The organism is Nonomuraea sp. NPDC048826 (genome assembly GCF_043198225.1).
Taxonomy (GTDB): Bacteria; Actinomycetota; Actinomycetes; order Streptosporangiales; family Streptosporangiaceae; genus Nonomuraea.
On record NZ_JBICUQ010000013.1, the window covers coordinates 31,195 to 55,342 of the forward strand.

The window sequence follows — 24,148 nt, forward strand, 5'->3', positions numbered from 1 at the left end:
TCAGCCGATCGGCTCCGGCCGGTCGGCCAGGAGCCGGTAGCCGACCCCGTGGACCGTGCGGATGACCGCGGCCGGGCCGATCTTCTGCCGCAACGCGGCGATGTGGGTGTCGAGCGTGCGGCTCGACGACTCCCAGGTGGCGCCCCAGATCTGGTCGAGGATGACGTCGCGGCTCACCACGTTGGGCGCCCGCCTGGCCAGCAGCAGGAGCAGGTCGTACTCCTTGCGGGTGAGGGTCACGGGCGTGTCGTCGACGGTGACCTCGCGGGTGCCGGCGCTGATCCGGATCGGGCCGGCGACGACGGGCTCGTCCTGGTTGCTCAGCGCGCGGGCCACCCGGGTGCGCCGCAGCACGGCGTCGATCCTGGCCAGCAGCTCGGGGATGCCGAACGGCTTGACGATGTAGTCGTCGGCGCCGGCGCGCAGGCCGCGGACCCGCTCGTGCTCCTCCGACCGCGCCGTCACGGCGATGACGGCGGTCTCCGGGCGGTCGCGCAGCTTGCGGATCACTTCGAGGCCGTCGCCGTCGGGCAGGCCCAGGTCGACCAGGACCACGTCGGACGGGGCGGCGCGCACGGCCTCGCCGGCGGTGGCGAGGCGGTGGACCTCGAAGCCCGCCTGGGACAGGACGGTCACCAGACCACGGGCCACGCGGTCGTCATCTTCGATGATGGTGATCCGCATACCGGATTGTACGGCCGGGCTCGACCCCTTGGTTAACCAGTTCTTGGGGTTTCTCTGACATTTCGCACATTCCTTGGGATTCCTTTAACACAACTCTCGCCTTCTCCAGCCCAAACTGAGGCCGCGCACTCACCGACGAAAGCGAATGCGCTGACGAGGAGGCCCCCCACATGAGTACGTTCCCCCGATACCGGGCCGCCGCGCGGATGATCGCCGCCATCGGCGTCCTCTCGCTGGCCGCCGCCTGTGCAGGCAACGGAGGCGGCGGCGGGACCAGCGGCGCCACCGCCGACGGCGGGTCCGGAGGCTACCCGGACCAGAACATCACGTTCGTCGTGCCGTTCAGCGCGGGCGGCCCGACGGACACCGTCACCCGCATGATCGCCGAACCGATGGCCGCCAAGCTCGGCGCCAAGATCGTCGTACAGAACGTCGAAGGCGCGGGCGGCACGGTCGGCGCCGGGGAGGTCGCGCGGGCCCAGCCCGACGGTTACACCGTGCTCATGCACCACATCGGCATGTCGACGGCGCCCGCCCTCTACCAGGACCCCGGCTACAAGCCGCTGGAGAGCTTCGAGATGGTCGGCCTCGTCACCGAGGTGCCGATGACGATCGTCGCCCGCAAGGACTTCGAGCCCGCGACGCTCCAGGACCTGGTGACGTACGTGAAGGCGAACGCCGACAAGGTCACCCTGGCCAACGCCGGCATCGGCGCCGCGTCCCACCTGTGCGGCCTGCTGTTCCAGACCGCCACCGGGGTCAAGGTCCAGGAGGTCCCGTACGAGGGCACCGGCCCGGCGCTGACCGACCTCGTCGGCGGCCAGGTCGACTTCATGTGCGACCAGACGACCAACACCAGCGGGCAGATCTCCGCGGGCGAGGTCAAGGCGTACGCGGTCACCACGCCGGAGCGGGTCAAGAGCCTGCCCGACCTGCCCACCACCACCGAGGCCGGGCTGCCCGACCTCAAGGTCAGCGTCTGGCACGGCCTCTACGTGCCGAAGGGCACCCCGCAGGACGCGGTCGAGAAGCTGTCCGAGGCGCTCAAGACGGCGCTGGCCGACCAGAAGGTCATCGACCAGATGGCCAAGCTCGGCACCGCGCCCGTCCCGGCCGAGGACGCGACCCCGCAGGCGCACCGGGCCAAGCTCGAAGAGCAGCTCACCACCTGGGGGAAGGTCATCTCCGACGCCGGGATCAAGGCCTCCTGAGGTGGAGCGCCGCCGATCCTTCCCCGACGTCCTCGCCGGGGGAATCTTCATCCTGCTCGGTGGCGCGTTCGTGGTGGGGTCGCTCGGCTACGAGCCGGGCACCCCGCTGCGGATGGGTCCGGGCGCCTTCCCCCTGCTGGTCGGCGCCCTCGTGGCCGCGCTCGGCCTGGCGATCGTCGTCAAGGGCCTGGTGGCCGGCGAGCTGATCGAGTTCGGGCGGGTCCCGTGGCGGGCGATCGCCGTGATCTCGCTCGCGCTGCTGTTCTTCGGGTTCACCGTACGCGGTCTCGGATTCGTCCCGACGTCGGCGGTGACCGCGCTGCTCACCACGCTGGCCAGCGAGCGCGTGCGGCCGCTCATGGCCCTCGCCGTGACGGCCGGGCTCACCGTGGCCGCCACGATCATCTTCGTCGTCGGCCTTCAGCTCCGGATCCCGCTATGGGGCCCGTGGCTGGGGTTCTGACGCGGCATCCGGACTGAGGCATGGAACTACTCGACAACCTCGCCCTGGGCTTCTCCACCGCCCTCCTCATCCAGAACGTCCTCTACTGCTTCGTCGGCGTACTGCTCGGCACCGCCGTCGGCGTGCTGCCCGGCATCGGGCCGACGGCGACGGTGGCGATGCTGCTGCCGATCACGTTCAACTTCGAGCCGGTCACCGCGCTGATCATGCTGGCCGGCATCTACTACGGCGCCCAGTACGGCGGCTCCACCACCGCCATCCTGATCAACCTGCCCGGCGAGTCGTCGGCGGCGGTCACCGCGCTCGACGGGCACGAGATGGCCCGGCAGGGCAGAGCCGGGGCGGCGCTGGCCGCCGCCGCGGTCGGCTCCTTCATCGCGGGCACGCTGGCCACCGTCGCGCTGGCCGTCGCCGCCCCGCCGCTGGCCAGGGTCGCGTTGCAGTTCGGGCCCGCCGAGTACTTCTCGCTGGTGCTGCTCGGCCTGATCGTGTCGATCGCGCTGGCCCGCGGCACCGCGCTCAAGGCCCTGGCGATGATCTTCCTCGGGGTCCTGCTCGGCACCGTCGGCCAGGACATCTACACCGGCACCCCCCGGTTCACGTTCGACCAGCGCGAGCTGTACGGCGGCATCGACTTCGTGTCGGTCGCCGTCGGCATGTTCGGCGTGGCCGAGATCCTGCGCAACCTGGAGAACGAGCACACCCGCGCCACGATCATCGGCAAGGTCAAGAACCTCTGGCCGACCCGCGAGGACCGGCGCCGGATGGTCGGCCCGATCCTGCGCGGCACCGGTCTGGGCGCCGCGCTCGGCGTCCTGCCCGGCGGCGGTCACGTGCTGGCCTCGTTCACCTCGTACGCCGTCGAGAAGCGCGTCTCGAAGCGGCAGGAGGAGTTCGGGCACGGTGCGATCGAGGGCGTGGCCGGGCCCGAGTCGGCCAACAACGCCGCGGCGCAGACGTCGTTCATCCCGCTGCTCACCCTGGGCCTGCCCGCCCACCCGGTGATGGCGCTGATGGTCGGCGCGTTCATCGTGCACGGCATCACCCCGGGCCCGAACGTCATCACCGACGAGCCGGCGCTGTTCTGGGGCCTGATCGCCTCCATGTGGATCGGCAACGTGCTGCTGGTGATGCTCAACCTGCCGCTGATCGGCATGTGGGTGCGCATGCTGCGCATCCCGTACCAGGTGCTGTTCCCGATGATCATCTTGTTCGCCTCGATCGGCACGTACTCGCTGGGGTTCAACGCCTACGACGTGTACGCGATCGTGCTGTTCGGGCTTCTCGGGTACGTGCTGATCAAGTGCGGGTGCGAGCCGGCGCCGCTGCTGCTCGGGTTCGTCCTCGGGCCCCTGCTGGAGGAGAACCTCCGGCGGGCGCTCATCATCTCCCGCGGCGACGCGTCGGTCTTCCTCACCCGCCCGATCTCCGCCGCGCTGCTGGCCGTGGCCGTCGCCGCCCTCGTCGTCGCCGTCCTCCCGGCCATCCGCAAGCGCCGCGAGCAAGTGTTCACCGAGGACGACTAGGTCCGGGAAGTGCGGGAGGAGGCGTCATGGGGGCCGTCTCCTCCCGCCCGGCTCACCAGTCCAGCCGTTCGGCCAGGAGCGCCTGCTGGGCCGGGTTGGCCGTCAGCGCCAGCGCCCGCTCGTCGGCCCGGCGCGCCTCCTCCTTCCGGCCCAGCTCGCGCAGCAGCTCGGCCCTGGTGGCGTGGAACAGCGGATAACGCTCCAGCGCCAGCCCGGCCAGCTCGGCCAGCGCCGCCTCCGGCCCCCGGACGTGCCGCAGGGCGACCGCCCGGTGCAGCCGGGTGACCGGCGAGGGCGCCAGCCGCAGGAGCATGTCGTACAGGACGAGGATCTGCGTCCAGTCGGTGGCCTCGAAGCTCCCGGCCTCCGCGTGACAGGCCACGATCGCCGCCTGCAGCTGGTACGGTCCCGGCCGGTGGTGGGCGCGGGCGGCGCGCGTCAGCAGCGCGGTGGCCTCGGCGATGGCGTCGTGGTCCCAGAGCGAGCGGTCCTGGTCGGCCAGCAGCACGAGCCGCCCGGCTCGGTCGAAGCGGGCCGCGGCGCGCGCCCGGTGCAGCCGGATCAGCGCCAGCAGCCCGGCCGCCTCCGGCTCCTTCGGCATCAGGTTCGCCAGCAGCGCGGCCAGCCATTCGGCGTCGTCCACCAGGTCACGCGCCTCGGCCCGCTCGGGCGTACTGCACAGGTAGCCCTCGTTGAACAGCAGGTAGACGACGGCCAGCACGCCGGCCAGCCGCTCGCCGAGCTCCTCCTCGCCGGGGACCCGGTACGGGATCCCGGCCTCGCCGATCTTCCGTTTGGCGCGGGTGATGCGCTGGGCCACGGTCGTCTCGGGCACCACGAACGCCGCCGCGATCTGCGCCGTGCTCAGCCCGCACACCACCCGCAGCGTCAGCGCGATCTGCGCCGCCCGGGACAGCGCCGGATGGCAGCAGGTGAAGACCAGCCGCAGCCGGTCGTCGCGGGGCGCCGGATTCGGCCAGGCCAGCCGGGTCAGCTTGGCGCGGTAGTTCGACTCCCTGCGCAGCACGTCCAGGCCCCGCCGCCGGGCCACGGTGAACAGCCAGGCGTCCGGCCGCTCCGGGATGCCCTCCTCCGGCCAGCGCCGCAGCGCGGTCTCGACCGCGTCCTGGACCAGGTCCTCGGCGGCGGCGAAGTCGCCGAGGAGCGAGACCAGGGACGCGGCCAGCCGGCCGGCGTGCTCGCGCACCACCCGCGCGAGCACCTCCTCGTGCGCCGGCTCTGTCACGAGACGGGGCGGATCTCCACGACCGGGCAGGCGGGCCAGGAGCGGACCATCGTCAGGGCCTCGTCCAGGTCGGCCACCTCGATCTCGGCGAACCCGCTGACCACCTCCTTGCCCTCGACGAACGGCCCGTCGGTGACGACCGGCTCCTCCCCGCCCAGGTCCACCGTGGTGGCGGTGTGCACGGGCGCCAGGTGGGAGTGGTAAGTGATCTTGTCGGCGTGGTCGGCGAACCACCTTCCGACGGCGGCGTAGGCGGCCTCGCGTTCCACGTCGCCCATCGCCTCGAGCTGCTGGGCGAACTCCTGGGTGTCGACGAACATGAGCACGTACTTCACGATGCCCTCCTCAGGGTGCCGGGAGCGGGATCGCCCCCTATTCACCTGACGATCGGCGCCCGCCCCGATACGACATCATCCGCCGGAACCCGTGCCGGTGACGACGCGATCCATCCTCTCCGCTTTCTCCAGATCCATCCTCTCCGCTTTCTCCAGCCGCGCGGCCCGAACCCCCATCGGCTACCGTCACCCACATGCCCCCAGCCTTGATCCCCAGCCCTGCCGAAGGTGTCTGGCATCTGCTCTTCATCCCCATCAGGGCCTACGCGCTGTGCTTCATCGTCGGCATCGGCTTCGGCATCTGGCTCAGCCGGCGCCGCTGGCGCGCCCGGGGCGGCGAGGAAGGGGCCATCGCCGACATCGCCGTGCCAGGCGTGATCTTCGGCCTGGTCGGCGCCCGCCTCTACCACGTCATCACCGACTGGCAGCTCTACTTCGGCCCGCGCGCCGTCAAGGAGCCCTACCAGGCGCTGTTCATCTGGGAAGGCGGGCTGAGCATCTGGGGCGCCGTCGCCCTGGGAGGCGTCGGCGTCTGGCTGACCTGCCGCCGCCGGGGCCTCTCCGTCGGCGCCATCGCCGACACGGTCGCCCCCGGCATCGCGTTCGGGCAGGCGATCGCCCGCTGGGGCAACTGGTTCAACCAGGAACTGTACGGCTCGCCCACCACACTCCCGTGGGGCCTGGAGATCGACGCGGCCCACGGCGGCCGGCCGGGCGAGCTCTACCACCCGACGTTCCTGTACGAGTCGCTCTGGAACGTCGCACTCGGATTCATCCTCATCCTGGCCGGCCGCCGCCTCGCCCTGGGCCACGGCCGGCTGTTCGCCCTCTACGTCGCCGGCTACACGCTGGGCCGGTTCTGGATCGAAGGCCTGCGCATCGACCCGGTCGGCGGGGTGGACCACGCGGTGACGTTCCTGGACCTGCGCATCAACCAGTGGACCTCGATCGCCCTGTTCGCCGGAGCCCTGATATACCTCTGGGCCACCCGCCACAAGGACAGGAGCCCAGCGGAAGCCTCCACAACCTGAGGCCGCTTGCCGGTCTCCACCGGGTCCTTGCCCGTCTTCAGTCCGACGAAGGACCTGGGGATCACCGCGACCGTTCAAGCTCGTCCTGATCGAGGGAGAGGAAGGCGAGCCGACGCGCATGGACCGCCTGGGCGTCAAGGCCGACGCCGACGCCCTGGGCGCCTCCGCCGTCCCAGGCCGGAACCGTTCCTGACCGTTCAGCTCCGCTCTTCCGCGAGCGGGCGCGACGGCGTGAGCGCCGCCGACAGCGCCCAGCGGCCCGGGCCGAGGGCGGCGATGAGGAGGAAGCCCCAGCAGAACAGCGCGGCCTTCTCGCCGCCGTTCTCGATCGGGAACAGCGCGTGCGGCTGGTGGACGACGAAGTAGGCGTACGCCATCGTCCCCGAGCAGACGACGGCGGCGGCGCGGGCAGCCAGCCCCAGCAGGACGAGGGTGCCGCCGACGAGCTGGATGACGGCCGCCCACCAGTCGGGCCACTGCCCGACGCCGGGCACCTGGCCGTGCGGTCCGCCGAGCACGTCGAAGAGCGTCGCCGCGCCGTGGCAGGCGAACAGCAGACCGATCACGATCCGGTACAGAGCCAGGAACAGTCCTCGATCCTTGATCCACGAATCCACAGTGGCGCCCTTCCTATCGGATAATTTGGGAGCGCTCCCAAACGCAGGTTCCCCAGCGCGGGGACACGCTGTCAATCACGCCCCACCCGCCGGACCGGTCCCGCGACGCCGCCACGAGGCCGAACACCCGATTAGATGCTTGAAAATTTCACCAGTCCAGGCGACACCTCACCGCCCCGGTGATAGATGTCGTTACGTGCCCGATGTTCGGCTGCGCACGACCTTCCGCTACATCCACGAGCCCCTGCCGGCGGACGAGGACGTCTTCCCCATGCTCGGCAACCAGGCGTTCGTGGACGAGCTCAAGCAGCGCCTGCGCAAGTCCGAAGGCGGCACGTTCCTCGTCACCGGATTCCGCGGGGTGGGCAAGAGCACGGTCGTCGCCAGGGCACTGCACGCCATCGAGAAGGACGCCGAACCGGGTGAGATCGTCGTCCCGATCACGGTCAACGTGGCGCGGCCGATCTCGCCGGAGCGGCTGCTGTTCGCCGTCGTCCGCCGTACCTACGAGGAGCTGGCCGATCGCGGCCTCCTGAGCCGGATGACCCCCGCCGTGCAGCGGGCGCTCATGCTCGCGCACATCCGCACCTCGTACGGGCTCAAGCAGACCTCGTCCGACGCGACCGAGAACGCCGCCAACCTGACGCTGGGCATGGGCGAGGCGGCCAAGAAGATGGCCGGGCCGCTGGCGTTCGTCGCGCCGGGGCTCGGCCTGTCGCGCAAGCGCACGCGTTCGATGGCCACCGAGGCGTCGTTCCTGACCTACTCCGACACCGACGTCGAGCACGACCTGCACCGGATCGTCTCGCTGATCGGCATCCCGGCCACCCGCCGGTGGTGGCGCCGGCGGCCGGGCAGCCGCGTCCACCTGGTGATCGTGCTGGACGAGGCCGACAAGCTGACCGGGACGCCGGAGGGGCTGCGCGCCTTCGAGCTGATGCTCAACACGCTGAAGAACGCGCTCACCATGCGGGGCGTGCACTTCCTCATCGTGGCCGGGCCCGACCTGCACGACCACGCCATCCGCGACGTCAGCCGGGGCAACAGCGTGTACGAGAGCGTGTTCGCCTGGCGCATCTACGTGCCGTGCATGTGGGAGGCTCCCGAGCGCCTGCTCGCCGCCCTCCTGTCCGACACGCCGGACGAGGCCGAGCTGCGCCGGCTGACCTGCTATCTCCGGTTCAAGGCACGCGGGGTGCCCCGGCGGCTGCTGCAGGAGTTCAGCGAACTGGTCGGCTGGGAGGGCGACCAGCCGTACCTGCGGATGACGGCGACGGACCGCGAGCGCGTCGCCGTCTACGCGGCCATGGAGGACGTCCTTCACGAGTATCACCAGGCCAGCGGGCGGGAGAGGCTGCTGGCCGTGCCCCTCGACAAGGACCGCTGGCGGATGGCGGGCTACTACGTCCTCGACTGGGTGCTCAGGACGGACGGCGAGGTGTTCTCGATCGAGGACATCCTGCGCGCGGGCGAGCTCGACCCGCTGCTGCACGTCGCCCACACCGAGCTGGAGCAGCTGCTGGGCCATCTGGTCAAGCGGCAGGTCATCCAGATCGTCCGGCAGGCGGGCGCCGAGTCGACCCTGATCGGCAACACGCCGGCGGCCCAGCTCACCAGCTACACGCTGGCCGACGATCTCCGGCGGCGGCTGCTCGGCCTGGCCCTGCACAGCGAGTCCGAGCGGGCCGCGCTCGACGTGTCGCTGCTGCTGCCGTCCGCGGAGGACGAAGCTCCCGTACGGAGCGTGATCCGGGTGATCGGCGGCCGGTACGACCTGGTCGAGGTGATCGGGCAGGGCGGGATGAGCTCGGTCTACAAGGCGTGGTCGCGTACGGACCAGACGTTCGTCGCCGTGAAGCTGATCAGGACCGACGTCGGCGGGGAGGGGATGCGCTGGCGCTTCGAACGGGAGATCGAGCTGGCGCGGCGGCTGGACCACCCCGGGATCGTCCGCACCCTGGACGTGGTGCGGGACGAGCAGGAGCTGGCCCTGGTGATGGAGCTGGTGGCGGGCCCCACGCTGCAGGAGCAGGTCGCAGAGCGCGGTCCGCTGCCGCAGGCCGAGGTGACCGCGCTGGGAGTGCGCCTGGCGGAGGCGCTGTCCTACATGCACACGCTCGGCGCCTTCCGGCTGGATCTCAAGCCGTCCAACATCATCCTCGCCGACGCCGGCCCGAAGATCGTCGACGTGGGCATCGCGAAGACCGCTCACGACTCCGAGACGACCTCGCCCCACCTCCTGGTGGGCACCCCGTCGTACATGTCGCCCGAAGGGGCCACCGGGGTGAAGCAGGACATCAGGTCGGACATCTACGCCCTCGGCCTGGTGCTGGGCTTCGCCGCCACCGGCCGGGCCCTGGCGGGCAGCGGGAACGTGACGGACGTGCTCCTCCGCATCGTGCAGGGGCGTCTCGACCTCGACGGCCTCGAACCGCCCCTGCTCGACGTGGTGGCGCGCGCCACCCGGCATGACCGCGCCGAGCGCTTCCAGCATCCGGACGAGCTGCGGGCCGCGCTGCTCGGGCAGGCGTTCCCGCCGAGCCCCGGCGGCGCCCGGACGCAGGCGGGCCGGACCGCCTTCATGATCGACGGCGTGCACTGCCCGAACGGGCACTTCACCGACGGCGCCCGCCCCGCGTGCATGGTCTGCGCGGCGGAGCTGGGCCCGGATCCGGTCCGGCACTGGATGGCCCGCCCCGTGCTGGGCACTCTCGTCCTCGACGACGGCCGCGAACTGCCCCTCGACGGTGACTACCTCATCGGCTCCGCCCCGAAGACCCGGGCGGGCACCCGTACGGTGAAGCTGGCCGGCATCGACGAGCACCACCTGTCCATCCGGCTGGACGGATGGCGTGTCCTGGCCCGCGACCTCGACACCACCGGCGGCACGGCGCTCGCGAACACCGAGCACGGCACCTTCCACCAGCTCCCACCGGGAGCGACCGTGGGCCTGCACCCGGGGATGGTGCTCCAGCTGGGCCGCCGGGCGACGATCCGCTACCGGGGCCGCCAGTCCTGACGCGCCGTCACCGGCGGACGCGATAGAGCAGGTGCAGCACCCGGTCGCCCTGCACCACCGCGTGCGGGTCCTCCAGCAGGTGCTGAGAGTCGACCGGCCCGAAGTAGCGCTTGCCCGAACCGAACAGCACCGGCACCACGTCCATCGCCACCTCGTCCACCAGCCCGAGCGCGAGCGCCTGCCCGCCGACGTCGCCCGCCGCCACGGCCACCAGGCGGTCCCCCGCGAGTTCCTTGGCCCGGGCGACCGCCCGCGCCACGTCGTCGACGAAGTGGTACGACGCCTCCGGATGCCAGCCCTCCGGCTTGGGCCGGTGCGACACCACGACCACGTGCTCACCGGTCGGCGGCTTCGCGTCCCAGCCGTTCGTCATGTCGAACAGGTGACGGCCGATCACCATCGCCCCGATGCCGTCCCAGAACGGCTGGACGTACCCGGCCGAGGCCCGCGAGATCTTGAGCGCGCCGCTGTCGCCGAGCGGGACGTCGCCGTTGTAGTACCAGTCGAACAGGGGGCCGATGTCGTCGTTCTTGTCGGCGATGAAACCGTCGACCGACACGACGGCGTGCGTCACCACGATGCCCATGATGTTCTCCCAAGGTGTCAGGACCATGTCTTCCTTTCACCTATGCGTCGACGGGACACCGCCGGGATCGACATCGCCGGGAAGATTCTTTCCGTCTACCACGCCGCGAGCAGTTCCGCCGGTCCGAACGCGGCGTCGAGTCCCGCGCAGTCGCCCCCGCCGCGCGAGATGGCGACGACGGGGATGGGCTCGGGCTCCTTGGCGATCGGCGCCCGGTCCGCACCCACGACGTCGATGTCGTCTCCCGGGATGACCAGGCTCAGCGCAGTGTCGCGGTGAAGGTGCGGCCGTAGGCGTGGCGGGTCGTCGCCTGGATCAGCGTTCCGCCCGGCACCCGTCGCACCTTCACCCCCTCGTCGGCCGAGTCGACCCGCAGCCGCGGCCCGGGGAGCACGACGCCGACCCGGTCCTGCTTCATCGTCGGGTCCGACAGCGCGACCATCGTGCGTTCCCCCGACCGTACGATGACCGAGGCCGGCCCGTCGACGAGCAGCCGCCCGGCCAGGCGCGGCCCGGCGGTGAAGACGTTGGCCGCCACGATCCCGAGGCCCTGGTGCTGGATCGCCTGGATGTGCCGGTCGTTGGCCAGCACGGTCAGGGGTCCGCGCGCGTACCCGCGCAGCCTCGTCTCGGTCGCGCCGGGCACCAGCGCGTAGGCGATCCCCGGGACGCCGCCTCGCGCGGGATGCGTGACCGAGGCGGTGAAGACGTTCTTGGTCACGAGGGTGTCGGGATTGCTCGTACGGACGACTCTGCGGCTGCGGGTCACCGTCTCCAGCCCGGCGGTGACGGGCTGCCTGGTGAGGAAGGCGTAGCCGACGGCGGTGCCGCGGGTGTCGTTGGCGTACCTCAGCCACCGCACGGGCGCGGCGTCGCCCGCCTGCCACGCTCCCCCGCCCCAGCGTTCGCCGCTGACGGCGACGGCGTCGCCGGGCGCGGCGATGCGGCTGTCCACGGTCGTGACCGCGTCGCGCCCGCCCTGCCCGGAGACCCCCGCCACCAGCACCGCGATCTCGTCGTCGAGCATGAACCACGACTTGACGGCCCGCGCGTTCTGATAGGTCACGAAGTCCTCGGGCAGCAGGCCCTCCCGCTTGGCGGTCCAGGCCACGTCGTCGGACTGCACGAACCCGGCCGCGCCGTACCCGTCCAGCGTCGCGCCGCCGGAGAACGCGTTCTCGCCGCGCGGGAAGTACACGTACGTGTTCTGCGACTCCGACGACGAGGTGAAGCCGAGCGGATGGCCCGGGTTCTCGTACCAGAACCGGCCGTACAGCTCGGGCACCGTCCGCCGCTCCTCCACCGGCGCGGTGATCCCGGCCAGCCGGTACGGGGAAACGGTGGTGAAGTAGTCGACCCCGAACGCCTCCCGCTGGTCCTCACCGGCGAGATAGAGGTAGTAGGCCCCGTCGCCCTGGAACCAGGGCATGAGGTTCTCGCCGTTCATGTACTCGTACTTGCTGATCCGGTCCGAGCTCCGCGCCAGCGCGAACGCGTACCCCGGTCGCCGGTGCACGGTCCGGTCCATCGCGTTGAAGGCCACGGACCGCGCGGGCGGGTTCAGGTCGGCGGCCGGGACGGCGGGGTCGGCGCGGATGGCCGCGTACCGGGCGATGCTGACCGGGGAGACGAAGGCGGCCGTGTCGGCGGCCGGCAGGTGCTTGACGTACTTCCTCAACGCCAGCGCGCCGTCACCGCCGACGTGGTCGGCCAGGTCGGCGATGGCCTCCACGATCACCCCCACGTCGGCGTACCCGGTCTGGGGACGGGAGACGGCACGCCCCTTGACGATCTCCATCATCCAGCCCTCGAAGATCAGCGGGGCGAAGCCGTCGGTGATCCACCGGTACACGACGTCGGCCAGGCCGGAGGGGCTGCCGGTCGTCGCGCCTTCGAGCACCTTGAGGGTCTGGACGACGCGGGTCAGCAGGATGCGCCCGTACGAGCCGGTGTAGGCGACGGAGTGGTGCTGGATGAAGGAGCCGTCCTGGTAGTGGCCGTCGGTGACGCCGTGCCGCAGGTCGTACGGGTCGACGGTGGCGAAGACGGTGGCCTGGTCGGCGATGGCCTTGGCGACGCGGGCGTCGTCGGCGGTGAGCGCGCCCTGGAGGATGCGGTTGGCGGTGATGTCGGCGAGGTTGGCGCCGGTGTGGAAGCGGGAGTCGAGGTCGACGTCGCCGTTCTCGCCGTTGCGGAGGTAGGCGTCCATCGTGGCGAGGTACGTGCCGGTCAGGTCGGGTCGTTCGGCCCGCACCAGGTCGGACAGGAGGACCAGGGTCCGGGTGGCGTGGGTGGGGATGCCGATCTCCCAGTTGTGCCAGTTGCCGTAGTAGCCCGCCGTCTGGTCGCCGAAGTGGCGTTCGTGCAGCCAGTGCAGGCCGTCGGCGACCCGGCGCTGGACGGTGACGTCGCCGTCGAGTTCGCCGCCGGGGGTGCGGGTGGCGAGCGCGATCTCGTACAGGTACTGGAAGGCCTGCCGGAGCGCGACGTCGTCGGAGCCGAGCGCGAGACCGGCGAACAGCTCGCCGTCGCCCGCCTGGTCCATGGCGGCCAGGCGCTGCCTGGCGGTTCTGAGCACGGCGGCCAGCTTGGCGGCGACCTCGGGGCGGGTGTTGGAATCGGGGGTGCCGGCCAGCATGGCGACGGTGTTGGCGAGCAGCCGGCCGTGGTCGGTCCCCGAGACCGCCCGGGCTGGGGGCGCCAGGGAGAGCAGACCGGCGGCGGGGATCAGGGAGAGAACCTGGCGGCGGGACAGGTACGGCACGGCGAGCTCCAGGCGGGTCGGTGACACCCCACATGATCCCTATTCGCCGCGTTGAAATCTATAGTCAGACTTCTCCATGCGTGCGAAAAAATCTTTCAGTCGGCGGCGTACGACAGGGTCACGGCGTCCGCCGGCAGCGTGATCTGGTTCCGGGCGTGGCAGCCGGCCTGGTGGGTGGCGAGGTCTGCGCCGCATCCCGCGCGGACGAGGTCGGGGCCGTCGACGTCGCTGATCCCGCAGCGCTGATCTTGCATGACGCGCATTGATGCGTATTGTGTACGTTTGAGGTCACTGTCTCTTCGCCCACGGGTGCCCGCCCGGGAACAGGATGCGTAGATGAGCGACGACACCCCGCAGGCCGCGGCGGACTCGCCGAGTTCGAGCCCCACGGCGATGCGCCGGATCATCCCCGCGGACATGCTGGAGCGCGGCCAGTGCCCGTTCGACCCGCCGCCCGGCCTGCGTGCGCGGCGCGGCCAGGGCGCGGTGCAGCCGCTGCCGCTGGCCAACGGCGCGCAGGCGTGGCTGGTGACCGGATTCGAGGAGGCGCGCACCGTACTGTCGGATCCGCGGTTCAGCGCCGACAAGATGCGTCACCGCGACGCCACGTCGCTGCAGCCGCACGAGGTGGACGCGCCTCCCGCCCCCGAGCCGCCCGCCACCCGGGAGGACGGGTTCTTCGTCTTCATGGACCCGCCCGAGCACACCCGGCTGCGGCGGCTGCTGACCGGCCAGTTCACCGTGCGCCGGATGAAGGCGCTGGAGTCGCGGGTCACCGAGATCGCCGTGGAGCACATCGAGGCGATGAAGGCGGCCGGCGACGAGGCCGACCTGGTGCCGGCGTTCGCGCTGCCGCTGCCGTCACTGGTGATCTGCGAGCTGCTCGGCGTCGACTACGCCGACCGCGCCTCGTTCCAGGAGCACACCGCCATCGCGCTCAACACCTCCTCCGACCCCGAGAAGCGCGCCCTGGCCGGGGCCGAGCTGTACGGGTTCATGCAGCGGCTGGTCGCCCACAAGCGCGACAACCCGGCCGACGACCTGCTGTCCGGGCTGGTCCATGACGCCGACCCGCCGCTCACCGACGCCCAGCTCGTGGACGTCGCGCTGGTCCTGCTCGGGGCGGGCCACGAGACGACCGCCAACCAGCTGAGCCTGAGCATGTTCGCGCTGCTGGAGAACCCCGACCAGCTCGCCGCGCTGCGCGAGGATCCCGCGCTGATCGACAACGCCGTCGAGGAGCTGCTCCGCCACCTGAGCATCATCCAGCTCGGCGTCAGCCGGGTCACCACCGAGCCCGTCACCCTCGGCGGCGCGGACATCCCGGGCGGCGCCACGGTCGTGGTCGCCACCCCCGAGGTCAACCGCGACGCCCAGCACTGGCCGGACCCCGACCGGCTCGACGTGCACCGCCCCCGCACCCCGCACCTCGCCTTCGGCCACGGCGTCCACCAGTGCCTCGGCCAGCAGCTCGCCCGGGTCGAGATGCAGATCGGGCTCCGGGAGCTGATCACCCGCCTGCCGGGCCTGCGCCTGGCCGTCCCGGCCGAGAAGGTCCCGCTGCGCAACGAGATGCTGATCTTCGGCGTGCACGAGCTGCCGGTGACGTGGTCATGAGCGCCCGGGTCGCCGTCGTCACCGGCGGCGCGTCGGGCATGGGCCTGGCCGTCGCCGCCGAGTTGTCCGCCCGCGGCCACCGGGTCGCCTCGCTCGACCTCGACGAGACGCCGGGCGACGGGCTCGGCCTCCGGGTCGACGTCACCGACCGGGGGGCCGTGGACCGGGCGCTCGCCACCGTGCGGGCCGAGCTCGGACCGGTCGGCATCGTCGTCACCAGCGCCGGGCTGGCCCCGTTCACGGACTTCACCGCGATCACGCCCGAGGTGTGGCAGAAGGTGCTGGCCGTCAACCTGACCGGCACGTTCAACGTCATCCAGGCGGCGATCCCCGACATGGTCGCCGCCTCCTGGGGGCGGGTCGTGACGATCTCGTCGGCGGCCGGGCAGAACGGCTCGCCCCGGCAGGCGCACTACGCCGCGTCCAAGGGCGGGGTGATCGCCCTCACCAAGGCCCTGTCCTGGGACTACGCGCGCCTCGGGATCACGGCGAACTCCATCGCGCCCGGCCCCGTCGACACCCCGATGGCCCGGCGGGCCCGCGACGACGGGAACATGCCGGACAACGAGACCCTGGGATCCTTCGTACCCGTGGGGCGGGTCGGCACCGTCGAGGAGATCGCCGCGGCCTGCGCCTACCTGTGCTCCGAGGCCGCCGGGTACGTGACGGGCCAGGTGCTCGGGGTGAACGGCGGGCTGGTCCTGTAGCGATGGGCACTCCGGCACCCGCCGTCGGGCGGCGCGAGCGCAAGAAGCAGGCCACCCGGGCGGCGCTGCGCGACGCGGCGCTGCGTCTGGCGATCCGCGACGGCGTCGAGAACGTCACCGTCGAGCGGATCGCCGACGAGGCCGACGTCGCCCTGCGGACCTTCTTCAACTACTTCTCCAGCAAGGAAGAAGCCGTGGTGGCCACCGTCTCGTCGGCGGCGGAGGCGCTCATCGCCGAGTTCCGCGCGCGGCCGCGTACGGAATCCGTCCTGCGGGCCTTCCGCGAGGCGGTGCTGGTCATACTCAACGAGAGCGACGCCGCCAACCGCGACTATCTCGCGGTGGTACGGCTGATCAAGCGGACGCCGTCACTGGTGCCGCAGCAGCTCGCCGTGCTCGCCGCCCAGGAGAAGGCGCTCGCCGACGCGATCGGGGAACGGGTCGGGTCGTCGGACTCCGTGTATCCGGCGGTGTGCGCGGCGGCCGTGCTGGCGGCGCTGCGCATCGTGGTGGACCAGTGGCAGGAGCCGGAGCGGGTCCCGTCGGCGGCCGTGCTGGGCCGCCGGATCGACCTGGTCATCGCCGAACTCGCCACCGGGCTCGACCGGCCCTGACTACTGCCGCGCGAACGCCTTCCGGCACTGCGCCAGCGCCTCCCGTACGGCTGGATTGTGGGTGTTCTTCCAGACCAGGGCGAGCAGGGCGGGTCGTTCGACGTCGGCGATGACGCGCGCGGTGAGGCGGTCGCGGTGCTCCTCGGCCATCGACTCGCTGAGGATGCCGACACCGAGCCCGCGGGCGGCCAGGTCGGCGATGGCGTCCGCGGCGCCGGCCTGGAACGCGATCACCGGATACCGGTCCGCCGCCTGGCATCCCTGGTCGAAGACCGCGCGCAGGCCGGTGCCCTGGGGCATGCAGATGATCGGGTACGAGGTGAGCTCGTCGAGCGTGACCCGCGGCCGGTCCGCCAGCGGATGGCCGGGCGGCACCGCGGCGACCAGGCTCTCACTGATGATCGTCATCAGGTCGAGCCCGTCGTGCTCGGCGCTGCCGGTGCCGACGAGGGCCAGGTCGATGGTGCCCGCCCGGACGCTCTCGACGAGCTCGTCGGAGTTGCCCTCCAGCAGCGCGATCTCCACGTTCGGGTGGGCGCGGTGAAAGGCGGCGAGTGCGTCGAACAACGGCGTGACGGTGCAGCCGAGCACCATGCCGACGGTGAGCCGGCCCCGGATCAGGCCCGTCACCTCCCCGACGGCCCGGCCGACGTTCTCGGCGGCGGCGAGCGCGGCGCGGGCGTGGTCGAGCGCGGCCTTGCCGGCGACGGTGAGGGTGACCGTGCGGGAGTGGCGGTCGAACAGGTCGGCGCTCAGCTCGCGTTCGAGCCTGCGGATCTGGGCGCTGACGCCGGACTGGCTGATGTGGACGCGTTCGGCGGCGCGGGTGAAGTTGCGCTCCTCGGCGACGGCGACGAAGTATTCCAACTGCCGCAGTTCCATAAGCTCAGATTCTAGTTCGTATGAGAACCATCTGTTGGACTTCTGGCCGTGGAGACGGCGATGCTGGAGACATGAGCGCACACGAGAAGGCCATGCGGCCCGAAGACATCACCCGCCTGTTCGTCGAACGGTCCAACGCCGGCGACGCGGCCGGGGTCGCCGCCCTGTACGAGGAGGACGCGGTGCTGGCGTACCCGCCGGGGAGCCAGACGGTGGGGCGGCAGGCGATCCAGGCCCTGTGGGAGAAGGTGCTGGCCGGCCGGCCGCACTTCACCCCGGAGGAGCCGCTGCCCACCCTGGTCTGCGGCGACCTCGCCCTCACGTCGACCCCGCCCAAGGACGGCGCCGGCGCCCGGGCCCAGGTGGTGCGCCGGCAGCCCGACGGGAGCTGGCTGCGCGTCCTCGACCAGCCCGAGTTCGTGTCCCCGGGGTAGGACGACGCCTCCCTCCCCCGAATCTGATTGCTGATGAAGGGCCGTCGGCCTGGCAGCGGCTTCCAAGTGGGTCACAAGGCGCTCCGCCTATCTCTAGAGGTGATCACTTCACCGACCACCCGGAGTTCCCATGCGTCTGGTCGCTTTCCTCGCCGCCCTGGCCCTCCCCTTCACCCTGGCCGCCCCGGCCGCCGCCGACCCCACGTCCTGGAAGTGGCGGACCGTCTACTCCGCCGACGGCAAGGCCGGCGCCTGGGGCAAGGTGTCGGTCGGCCAGTCCGGCTTCGTCGTCCGCGGCAACGTGCGGGACGTCCCCGGCAAGGCCTGCTCCTGGGCGATCCTCCGCGCCCAGAGCGCGACCAACGGCCGCTGGAAGGCCCACGGCTTCTACTACTGCAAGCCCGGCATCGGCACCTTCCGCAAGAACTACGGATCCGTGCTGCAGATCAAGGTCCAGGTCTGCCGGGGCACCGCCAAGCAGCCCACCGGGTCGTGCTCGAAGCAGCGGACCATCTTCACTCAGGGCGGCTGAGACAGCGGCCAACGGTGGTAGCGGGCGGCGCGGGCCTCGTCCTCGGTGCAGAAGAAGCGACTGTCCAGCGGCGTCACCTCGTACTCCGCGCTGCTGGGCACGGTGTAGCTCCTGGCGGAGGCGAAATCCGTGGCGACGATCGGCAGCCCGCCGCACCTGATCAGGTGGATCGGGAAGGTCGCCATGGCGGTGGTGACCGGCACGATGAGCGCGACCACGTACATCACCAGCGCCGCGGCGAGCGCCCGCAACCAGTCGGGCGACAACCTGAACAGCGCGAGCGGGATGAGCCCCAGGACATAGGCCAGTACTAGCAGCGCCAGGTACCAGCCCAGGAAGGCCACCGGCCTTTGCAGGAACGACGCCACCACCGCCAGCCCCGCCATCGGGACAACCAGGACGAACGCGGCCGACCACGCACTCGCCACGGCGAATCGCCTCATAGTCGAGTATGACTGGCCGAGCCAAGGGTTCGTTCATCGTCGACTGAGCGGCATCATGACTACGCTCCGAAGTACGATGAACACGCTCACGGCCTGGCCGCGCGGCGCCTCCTGGAGGAGATCATGAAATCCACCGCCTGGCCGGTCTACAGCCCGTTCGCGCGCGAACACTACGGCCGCGGCCTCGAAGAGGGCCAAGCTCAAGGCAAGGCAGCAGGCCGAGCCGAGGGCAAGGCCGAGGGCGTGGCAGAAGGTAAGGCGGAGGAGGCTGGGCGGTTGGTGCTGCTTCTGCTGGAGACCCGGGGCTTCGAGCTGTCGGACGACATCCGGGCCCGCATCACCGCCTGCACCGACCTGGACCAGCTCGAAGGCTGGGCCACCCGCGCCGTCACCGCCCAGACCGTCGACGACCTGTTCCGATGATGGAGGCGAGGTAGTCCAGTTCAACCCCGGGCGGGGGTGCGGAAGACCTGGCGGCCGTGCCAGCTGATGTGGTCCTGGCCGACCGCGTCCAGGCCCGGCTGGGGGTCCCGTACCGGGCGCCCCGCCAGCGAGAGCACCATGTCGCGCGACGCCTGCGACCGGCCCACGAACCTGGCCGAGACGGCGATGGCCCGCTCCTCGGTCAGCCCGAGTACGCCCTTGTCGAACAGCTTGTGGTGGATCGCGCACAGGCACAGCCCGTTGACCAGGTCGTCGGGCCCGTCGAAGGCCCACCAGCGGACATGCGCCGCGTCCAGGCCCACCACCGCACCACCCAGCCAGCCGTCGTACGAGCAGAACGCACAGCAGTACTCGTACGCCATGAGCACCCGGTCACGGAAACCCGGGTCGCGGCGGGCGGCCGGCGGCTTCCTGATCTCTTGGCCGGTTTCCGGTGTCTCCAGGTCGAGGCCGACCAGGGTGCACAGGTCGGTGTGGAGGGACGGGGCGAAGTTGGCGTCGAGAAGACAGCGGGCGATCCGGGCCAGCAGCCCGGGCTCCTCCGACAACGCCCGGGCCAGATCGGGGTGAAGCCGGCCGCTGGCCTGACTGTCGCGCAGCCTGCCCAGTTCAGGGCCAGGACTGCCCGGACCGTGCCGGGTCTCGACCAGCCACAGGCCGTCGCTGGTCAGATGGTGGAACGGGTAGCCGGGGCTGGTGTCGCGGGGCGGACCGTACTCCTTGAGCAGATTCTTGAGCTCGGCTTCCGCGGCGCTGAAGGGGATGGGCCGGTTGCCGTGACGCTGGAACCGGCCCAGCGCGCACAGCAGGAGGAGCGGCTTGTGCGGCGCCCGTTCGCCGCCTCTGGTCCAGCGCCGGATCTTCCGGTTCTCGAAGGATGTGGAGGCATTCGACCATCACCCGCGAGATCAGTGGCTGGGAAGAGCAAGTTTCAGGTGGAGTGCCTCCACTCCACCCCCGGCAGGTCTTCCAGCAAGCCATCGAGACGGCGCAGCATGACTGCCCGATCTTCGGTGGCCACGCCGATGCGGTGGAAAGGCAATCCGCCGGCGGTGAGCTCTTCTTCCAGCCGCGACTGCGCCGCTGCCGCGACCGTGAAGACGAGCTGGAAGTCGACGGAATCCCCCAAAACCATACCCACGGGATCGGCGCCTCCGAGCTTGGCCACCTCGGCCACCACGTCCGCGATGGGTAGCGTATCCTCCTCGACCAAGAATCCCACTCCGCTCAAGGTGGCGATCGTCTGTATTCCAGCCTTGAGCCCGTCTGATGAGTCCTGGCAGCTGGTGACCACGCCGCTGCGGCTTAGACACCGGCCGTGCCGGACAAGCGCTTTCGGGCGTTTCCAGGCACCGATCAGCTCCTCTTCCATGCCGTCGAGCCTGGTTGCACCCGTACTCACGATCTTGCTGAAGTACAGTTGTGCGGCGGCGGCGATCCCGGTGGGGCCGGTGATGTACAGCAGGTCTCCTGGACGCGCACCGTTTCTACGCAACGACCGTCCCGGCTCGACCACACCCATCGCGCTGGCGGAAAGGATCAGACGCTCGGCAGTGCCGATGTCACCGCCGACATTGGGGGCTCCGACGCTTGCGCAGGCATCCCGGACACCCTCTATGACCTGGCTGAATACATCATCCGGCATGTTTTTGGGGTATCGGATCACAGATAGCAGGGCTATCGGATGGGCGCCCATGGCGGCGATGTCGCTGAAGTTCGCGATTGCCAGGTAGTAGCCGATGTCATATTCGTTCAGGTGGCCAAGCTCGTAGAGCTGGAACTTGGGACCACGGACATAGTCGGATCCCAGAACCAGCTCTTGGTCTCCCAGCAGCCCGAACACCGCACAGTCGTCCTGTGCAGGAACACCCGCCAGCAATCGAGTGCTGCTGCCGTTGTCGAGCCGGCTGGACCAGCCACGTGCCTGGTCAGCGAACAAAGGGTGGATGATCTCCGCGAGACGTGTCGGCTCATCGGAAGCAGCTTTGACTTCCACCATGCTTCTCCCCGTAGGATTCGAACTTATGTGATAAGCCACCCCGAGGTCAGGTTCATCGTGGTGTGCAGTATATCTTTGCGGATGACCACTGCATAGTCCCATTCCGGATCCGGTATGCCCAGAAGTCGTCCTGCTATCGAACGTAAATACTGCCTTCGCAAATCACGCCTGGAATCGTATACATGGGACCGAGATCTGTCCGCGCAATAGAAGTACGGCGAGCCGCCCTCACCGAACTTCGCGAGCGCTCCAATTCCGCCCAGCTCGGTGCATGCGAGGCCGTCCTCCGACATCTCCTTATGGATGGCTTCCCATTCGAGGGGTAACACATGCAAGTGCGCATGACTGATGCAGGCGCCGCGATCCATCTCAAGTGAAGATCCGTGTTCCAGAATGACCGGCTCACGAATGCTCTCTACGTAGAAGTCGAAAATGCGATCGAGAGCGTGCTCCACCTCCGCACAGTACTCTTTGACAACTTCCGCGAAGCTCACATAGTGGCCATTTGGCACAAGCAGAAGGTGTCCCACACACAATGGCGACATATCAACCAACAGTGCTAGATTTTCACTCCGTGAAATGATCCGCTCAGGTGGATCACCGCCGTAGACGCTCTTGAACGCGGTATCAGCATGCCCGGACAACTCCTGACAAAAATCAGCACCCGAGCATGAACCATCCATAGAAGTATGCATACCGCCCTCGACTCGGAGTTTAGGACGACACCTTTCCGACCGGCAAGGATGACCTAAAGCGGAGCTGCCGGGATTCAATGCCATAATACTTCACCAGCACATCTGACCAAGAGCAGAAACGAGTGCACTGGAACGGCAGGCGATTGTGCGATTGGCAACCGCGCGGACCGCAGACCGCAGCGTCCTGCTCATGGCCACGCTGGCGCTCGCTGGAAAGCAATATGGCTATCCTTCCACCGCTACCTGGCAGTTCATCACGGCGGAGCACCCGTACATCCTGGTGACTCTCATCGCGGTGGTCGGCGTCTTCGGTGTCCTGACACCCTTCGAAGCGCTCACGCACAGGATCCGGGTCCAACGCCAAGTGGTCATACGGGGTCAGATTCTCACCACGTTCGGCCAGCTTCTCGAAGTCACCTCAAAAGTCCGGCCCACGCTGGCCCCCAGCGATCCAGCGCTTCACGTGTGGCAGCGAAGGCGTACTCTACGCCATCCTGCGGGCGAGCTTATCCGGATCGCTACGTATCGGCTGGGCTCCACGCCCATGACCCGCTCTCTCCGACCGGCACGCGGCATAGGCGTCGTGGGGTTGTGCTGGAAGCGCAACCATGAGGTCGGGTTGAACATCTTGGATCTTGCCCAGCACCTGACAGACGAGAGCAAGTTCGCGACTTACCGTCAGCAGAACGGTCCGGACGCCGTGATGGGCTTCTCATGGCCGGATTTCGAGCGATACAGGCACCGAGGTGCTGTCTTCGCCAGCCCTGTCAGAAATGGCAGGTCCAAGTTCATCGGATGCGTGAGCTTCGACGCGAGCCATGGCTATGATCAGCTTGACTGTGCCCGAACCTGGCATGAGCTCAACTCCCTTTGTCACCTACTCGGCCAAGACGAACTGGAACATGTCTGAAGCATCGGAAACATCCACGACCACATCAGTGGAAACGGTCATCAGAATCACCACGCAAACCTATAGCCAGAAGGCTCAAGAATATGCGATGACCACAGGAGACTATGCAAGTTTCCCGGGGCTCGAAGCCGAGGTGCTCTCATTCGCGGACATGACGCCTGCGCGTCTGCCTCTGCTCGACCTCGGGTGTGGGGCCGGCCGTGACGCCCATCGTATAGCGGCGCTCGGCAGGAAGGTCATCGCCGGCGATATCAGCGTCAGCATGCTTCGATGCGCTCGGCGGCATGCGGAGGCCGATAACACGCCCAGCGTGCCTTACACGGCCTTCGATGCGCTACGGCTTCCCTTCCGCGCAGGCGCCGTTGGTGGCGTCTGGGCATCAGGCAGTTTGCTTCACCTCCCCTCGTCCGTGATTCCCCAAGCCCTGTCCGAAATCCTTCGCGTGCTGGCACCGGGAGGTGTGGCAGCCATTAGCATGCAGGCAGGAACGGGTGAAGGATGGCGGGACGGAGGAACCCTCAACGGCCGGAGATGGTTCACGTTCGTCCAGCCAGAGCACTTCTCCTCCGCTATGAGCTGTCTTGGATTCGATGACGTGCGGGTACTCCGAACGGGACGACGCAACTGGTTCATCGCATGGGGCAGCTCGGCATAGCCTCACAGCCAACTGTCGGGCTCACAGTTAGGTGCCGCCTGGCGGATTCCGCCACGGGGGTCCTTGACGTCACCGAAGTAGCGTGGAATCAGGTGAACGTGCAGGTGTTCGATCGATTGCCCTGCTGCCTTCCCTTCGTTGACGCCGATGGTGTATCCGTCCGGAGTATCGTATTCTTTAATCAATTTGCTACGCGCCTCGCGGAGAAGAGCGTAGGCTTCCAGAATTTCGTGATCCGTCAGTTCGAAGAAGGACGCAACGTGCCGTTTCGGAACGATCTCCACATGGCCCGCGACAGCGGGATAGTTGTCGTGCCGGGCAAAGAACGTAGTGTTTTCACACAGGATTCGATTGAGCTTCGGATCATGACGAAGACAGAATATGCAATCGTCTTGCCAGGATTTATCCACCGTCGTCGCAACCCTCAGCTTGCGGGAGATCAGCCTAAATATGTGGGCAAATCTGCTTATCATTGATATTCGAGGATGTGATCGCCGGTAGCGGACAGCCAGGGCGTGCATAGAACCTCCTTGGATGTCCCCCACGGCCGTGGGGACCGAGTTCCTAGTGTGCACGAAATACAGTGATGATGCGTAGTCACCAAGCGCTTTCGCTGGTCAGCACCACTAACACTCAGGTACTCGCTACCTCATGTGAAGCTATGTACTCGTTCCCTACAGATCGCATCCTGTATATGCCCTTGTGGCCGATTCCTCCGTAGGCGACGAGGACAG

General features: G+C 69.2%; 27 protein-coding genes. 13 read left to right on the forward strand and 14 right to left on the reverse strand.

Going from position 1 to position 24,148, the window contains the following annotated elements; all coding sequences use genetic code 11:
- On the reverse strand, positions 1 to 684 hold the full coding sequence (locus ACGFI7_RS38095; RefSeq protein ID WP_393413493.1) for a response regulator transcription factor: 684 nt from the start codon (positions 682 to 684) through the stop codon (positions 1 to 3).
- Between the two features lie 170 nt (positions 685 to 854).
- Here ACGFI7_RS38095 and ACGFI7_RS38100 point away from each other — a divergent pair, with 170 nt between their 5' ends.
- Genes ACGFI7_RS38100 through ACGFI7_RS38110 form a run of 3 tightly spaced genes read left to right on the forward strand, consistent with a single transcriptional unit; the run spans position 855 to position 3,884 of the window.
- The gene (locus ACGFI7_RS38100; protein ID WP_393413495.1) at positions 855 to 1,895 is read left to right on the forward strand and encodes a tripartite tricarboxylate transporter substrate-binding protein; all 1,041 of its coding nucleotides are present in this window, start codon (positions 855 to 857) and stop codon (positions 1,893 to 1,895) included.
- Between the two features lies 1 nt (position 1,896).
- The gene (locus ACGFI7_RS38105; protein ID WP_393413497.1) at positions 1,897 to 2,358 is read left to right on the forward strand and encodes a tripartite tricarboxylate transporter TctB family protein; all 462 of its coding nucleotides are present in this window, start codon (positions 1,897 to 1,899) and stop codon (positions 2,356 to 2,358) included.
- Positions 2,359 to 2,378: 20 nt separating this feature from the next.
- Complete coding sequence (locus tag ACGFI7_RS38110) at positions 2,379 to 3,884, forward strand: tripartite tricarboxylate transporter permease (protein WP_393413499.1); 1,506 nt, start codon at positions 2,379 to 2,381, stop codon at positions 3,882 to 3,884.
- A 52-nt stretch (positions 3,885 to 3,936) separates the two neighbouring features.
- Here the strand turns inward: ACGFI7_RS38110 and ACGFI7_RS38115 are convergent, their stop codons facing one another.
- On the reverse strand, positions 3,937 to 5,130 hold the full coding sequence (locus ACGFI7_RS38115) for an RNA polymerase sigma factor (RefSeq protein ID WP_393413501.1): 1,194 nt from the start codon (positions 5,128 to 5,130) through the stop codon (positions 3,937 to 3,939).
- A complete protein-coding gene (locus ACGFI7_RS38120) occupies positions 5,127 to 5,465 on the reverse strand; it encodes a YciI family protein (RefSeq protein ID WP_393413503.1) in 339 nt (112 codons plus the stop codon). Before ACGFI7_RS38120 ends, ACGFI7_RS38115 begins: the two co-directional genes overlap by 4 nt.
- 194 nt (positions 5,466 to 5,659) lie before the next feature.
- On the opposite strand from ACGFI7_RS38120, the gene lgt reads away from it, so the two are divergent.
- Positions 5,660 to 6,496: a prolipoprotein diacylglyceryl transferase gene (gene lgt / locus ACGFI7_RS38125; RefSeq protein ID WP_393413505.1), complete on the forward strand. Its 837-nt coding sequence runs from the start codon at positions 5,660 to 5,662 to the stop codon at positions 6,494 to 6,496.
- Positions 6,497 to 6,693: 197 nt separating this feature from the next.
- Here lgt and ACGFI7_RS38130 read toward each other — a convergent pair whose 3' ends face one another.
- On the reverse strand, positions 6,694 to 7,113 hold the full coding sequence (locus tag ACGFI7_RS38130) for a DoxX family protein (RefSeq protein WP_393413507.1): 420 nt from the start codon (positions 7,111 to 7,113) through the stop codon (positions 6,694 to 6,696).
- A 196-nt stretch (positions 7,114 to 7,309) separates the two neighbouring features.
- Between ACGFI7_RS38130 and ACGFI7_RS38135 the strand changes: the two genes are divergently transcribed.
- Entirely contained in the window at positions 7,310 to 10,132 is a 2,823-nt protein-coding gene (locus ACGFI7_RS38135; RefSeq protein ID WP_393413509.1) for a protein kinase, read from the forward strand.
- 7 nt (positions 10,133 to 10,139) lie between these two features.
- On the opposite strand, the gene ACGFI7_RS38140 is transcribed toward ACGFI7_RS38135, so the two are convergent.
- From ACGFI7_RS38140 to ACGFI7_RS38155, 4 genes are all read right to left on the reverse strand, one after another.
- A complete protein-coding gene (locus ACGFI7_RS38140) occupies positions 10,140 to 10,745 on the reverse strand; it encodes a dihydrofolate reductase family protein (RefSeq protein ID WP_393413510.1) in 606 nt (201 codons plus the stop codon).
- Positions 10,746 to 10,813: 68 nt separating this feature from the next.
- The gene (locus ACGFI7_RS38145) at positions 10,814 to 10,945 is read right to left on the reverse strand and encodes a hypothetical protein (protein ID WP_393413512.1); all 132 of its coding nucleotides are present in this window, start codon (positions 10,943 to 10,945) and stop codon (positions 10,814 to 10,816) included.
- Positions 10,946 to 10,977: 32 nt separating this feature from the next.
- On the reverse strand, positions 10,978 to 13,509 hold the full coding sequence (locus ACGFI7_RS38150; protein ID WP_393413514.1) for a polysaccharide lyase family 8 super-sandwich domain-containing protein: 2,532 nt from the start codon (positions 13,507 to 13,509) through the stop codon (positions 10,978 to 10,980).
- Positions 13,510 to 13,577: 68 nt separating this feature from the next.
- Positions 13,578 to 13,745, reverse strand: a complete 168-nt coding sequence (locus ACGFI7_RS38155; RefSeq protein ID WP_393413516.1) for a hypothetical protein — start codon at positions 13,743 to 13,745, stop codon at positions 13,578 to 13,580.
- Between the two features lie 73 nt (positions 13,746 to 13,818).
- Between ACGFI7_RS38155 and ACGFI7_RS38160 the strand changes: the two genes are divergently transcribed.
- The 3 genes from ACGFI7_RS38160 to ACGFI7_RS38170 are packed head-to-tail and all read left to right on the forward strand — an operon-like array spanning position 13,819 to position 16,420.
- On the forward strand, positions 13,819 to 15,099 hold the full coding sequence (locus ACGFI7_RS38160; RefSeq protein WP_393413517.1) for a cytochrome P450: 1,281 nt from the start codon (positions 13,819 to 13,821) through the stop codon (positions 15,097 to 15,099).
- Positions 15,096 to 15,806 (forward strand): SDR family NAD(P)-dependent oxidoreductase, encoded by a 711-nt coding sequence (locus ACGFI7_RS38165; protein ID WP_393413519.1) that lies wholly within the window; start codon positions 15,096 to 15,098, stop codon positions 15,804 to 15,806. Before ACGFI7_RS38160 ends, ACGFI7_RS38165 begins: the two co-directional genes overlap by 4 nt.
- A gap of 2 nt (positions 15,807 to 15,808) precedes the next feature.
- Positions 15,809 to 16,420, forward strand: coding sequence for a TetR/AcrR family transcriptional regulator (locus tag ACGFI7_RS38170; protein ID WP_393413521.1), 612 nt, complete (start codon positions 15,809 to 15,811; stop codon positions 16,418 to 16,420).
- Here ACGFI7_RS38170 and ACGFI7_RS38175 read toward each other — a convergent pair whose 3' ends face one another.
- Entirely contained in the window at positions 16,421 to 17,302 is an 882-nt protein-coding gene (locus ACGFI7_RS38175; protein ID WP_393413523.1) for a LysR family transcriptional regulator, read from the reverse strand.
- A 71-nt stretch (positions 17,303 to 17,373) separates the two neighbouring features.
- On the opposite strand from ACGFI7_RS38175, the gene ACGFI7_RS38180 reads away from it, so the two are divergent.
- On the forward strand, positions 17,374 to 17,736 hold the full coding sequence (locus ACGFI7_RS38180) for a YybH family protein (RefSeq protein WP_393413525.1): 363 nt from the start codon (positions 17,374 to 17,376) through the stop codon (positions 17,734 to 17,736).
- A 130-nt stretch (positions 17,737 to 17,866) separates the two neighbouring features.
- Positions 17,867 to 18,268 (forward strand): hypothetical protein, encoded by a 402-nt coding sequence (locus tag ACGFI7_RS38185; protein WP_393413527.1) that lies wholly within the window; start codon positions 17,867 to 17,869, stop codon positions 18,266 to 18,268.
- On the opposite strand, the gene ACGFI7_RS38190 is transcribed toward ACGFI7_RS38185, so the two are convergent.
- Positions 18,256 to 18,711, reverse strand: coding sequence for a hypothetical protein (locus ACGFI7_RS38190; protein ID WP_393413529.1), 456 nt, complete (start codon positions 18,709 to 18,711; stop codon positions 18,256 to 18,258). The genes ACGFI7_RS38185 and ACGFI7_RS38190 overlap by 13 nt on opposite strands.
- Positions 18,712 to 18,834: 123 nt before the next feature.
- Between ACGFI7_RS38190 and ACGFI7_RS38195 the strand changes: the two genes are divergently transcribed.
- Positions 18,835 to 19,134, forward strand: coding sequence for a hypothetical protein (locus ACGFI7_RS38195; protein WP_393413531.1), 300 nt, complete (start codon positions 18,835 to 18,837; stop codon positions 19,132 to 19,134).
- A 20-nt stretch (positions 19,135 to 19,154) separates the two neighbouring features.
- On the opposite strand, the gene ACGFI7_RS38200 is transcribed toward ACGFI7_RS38195, so the two are convergent.
- The 3 genes from ACGFI7_RS38200 to ACGFI7_RS38210 all read right to left on the reverse strand — a co-directional run bounded on the left by ACGFI7_RS38200 (position 19,155) and on the right by ACGFI7_RS38210 (position 21,837).
- Positions 19,155 to 20,015: a phosphorothioated DNA-binding restriction endonuclease gene (locus ACGFI7_RS38200; protein WP_393413847.1), complete on the reverse strand. Its 861-nt coding sequence runs from the start codon at positions 20,013 to 20,015 to the stop codon at positions 19,155 to 19,157.
- A gap of 71 nt (positions 20,016 to 20,086) precedes the next feature.
- Complete coding sequence (gene thiL, locus ACGFI7_RS38205) at positions 20,087 to 21,154, reverse strand: thiamine-phosphate kinase (protein ID WP_393413533.1); 1,068 nt, start codon at positions 21,152 to 21,154, stop codon at positions 20,087 to 20,089.
- Positions 21,155 to 21,177: 23 nt separating this feature from the next.
- Positions 21,178 to 21,837, reverse strand: a complete 660-nt coding sequence (locus ACGFI7_RS38210; protein ID WP_393413535.1) for an HIT family protein — start codon at positions 21,835 to 21,837, stop codon at positions 21,178 to 21,180.
- 202 nt (positions 21,838 to 22,039) lie between these two features.
- Between ACGFI7_RS38210 and ACGFI7_RS38215 the strand changes: the two genes are divergently transcribed.
- Both ACGFI7_RS38215 and ACGFI7_RS38220 read left to right on the forward strand, forming a co-directional pair.
- Complete coding sequence (locus ACGFI7_RS38215) at positions 22,040 to 22,759, forward strand: hypothetical protein (RefSeq protein WP_393413537.1); 720 nt, start codon at positions 22,040 to 22,042, stop codon at positions 22,757 to 22,759.
- On the forward strand, positions 22,752 to 23,414 hold the full coding sequence (locus ACGFI7_RS38220; RefSeq protein ID WP_393413539.1) for a class I SAM-dependent methyltransferase: 663 nt from the start codon (positions 22,752 to 22,754) through the stop codon (positions 23,412 to 23,414). The genes ACGFI7_RS38215 and ACGFI7_RS38220 overlap by 8 nt, the downstream gene beginning before the upstream one ends.
- 2 nt (positions 23,415 to 23,416) lie before the next feature.
- Here the strand turns inward: ACGFI7_RS38220 and ACGFI7_RS38225 are convergent, their stop codons facing one another.
- Positions 23,417 to 23,935: an HIT family protein gene (locus ACGFI7_RS38225; RefSeq protein WP_393413541.1), complete on the reverse strand. Its 519-nt coding sequence runs from the start codon at positions 23,933 to 23,935 to the stop codon at positions 23,417 to 23,419.
- Positions 23,936 to 24,148: the final 213 nt, after the last annotated feature.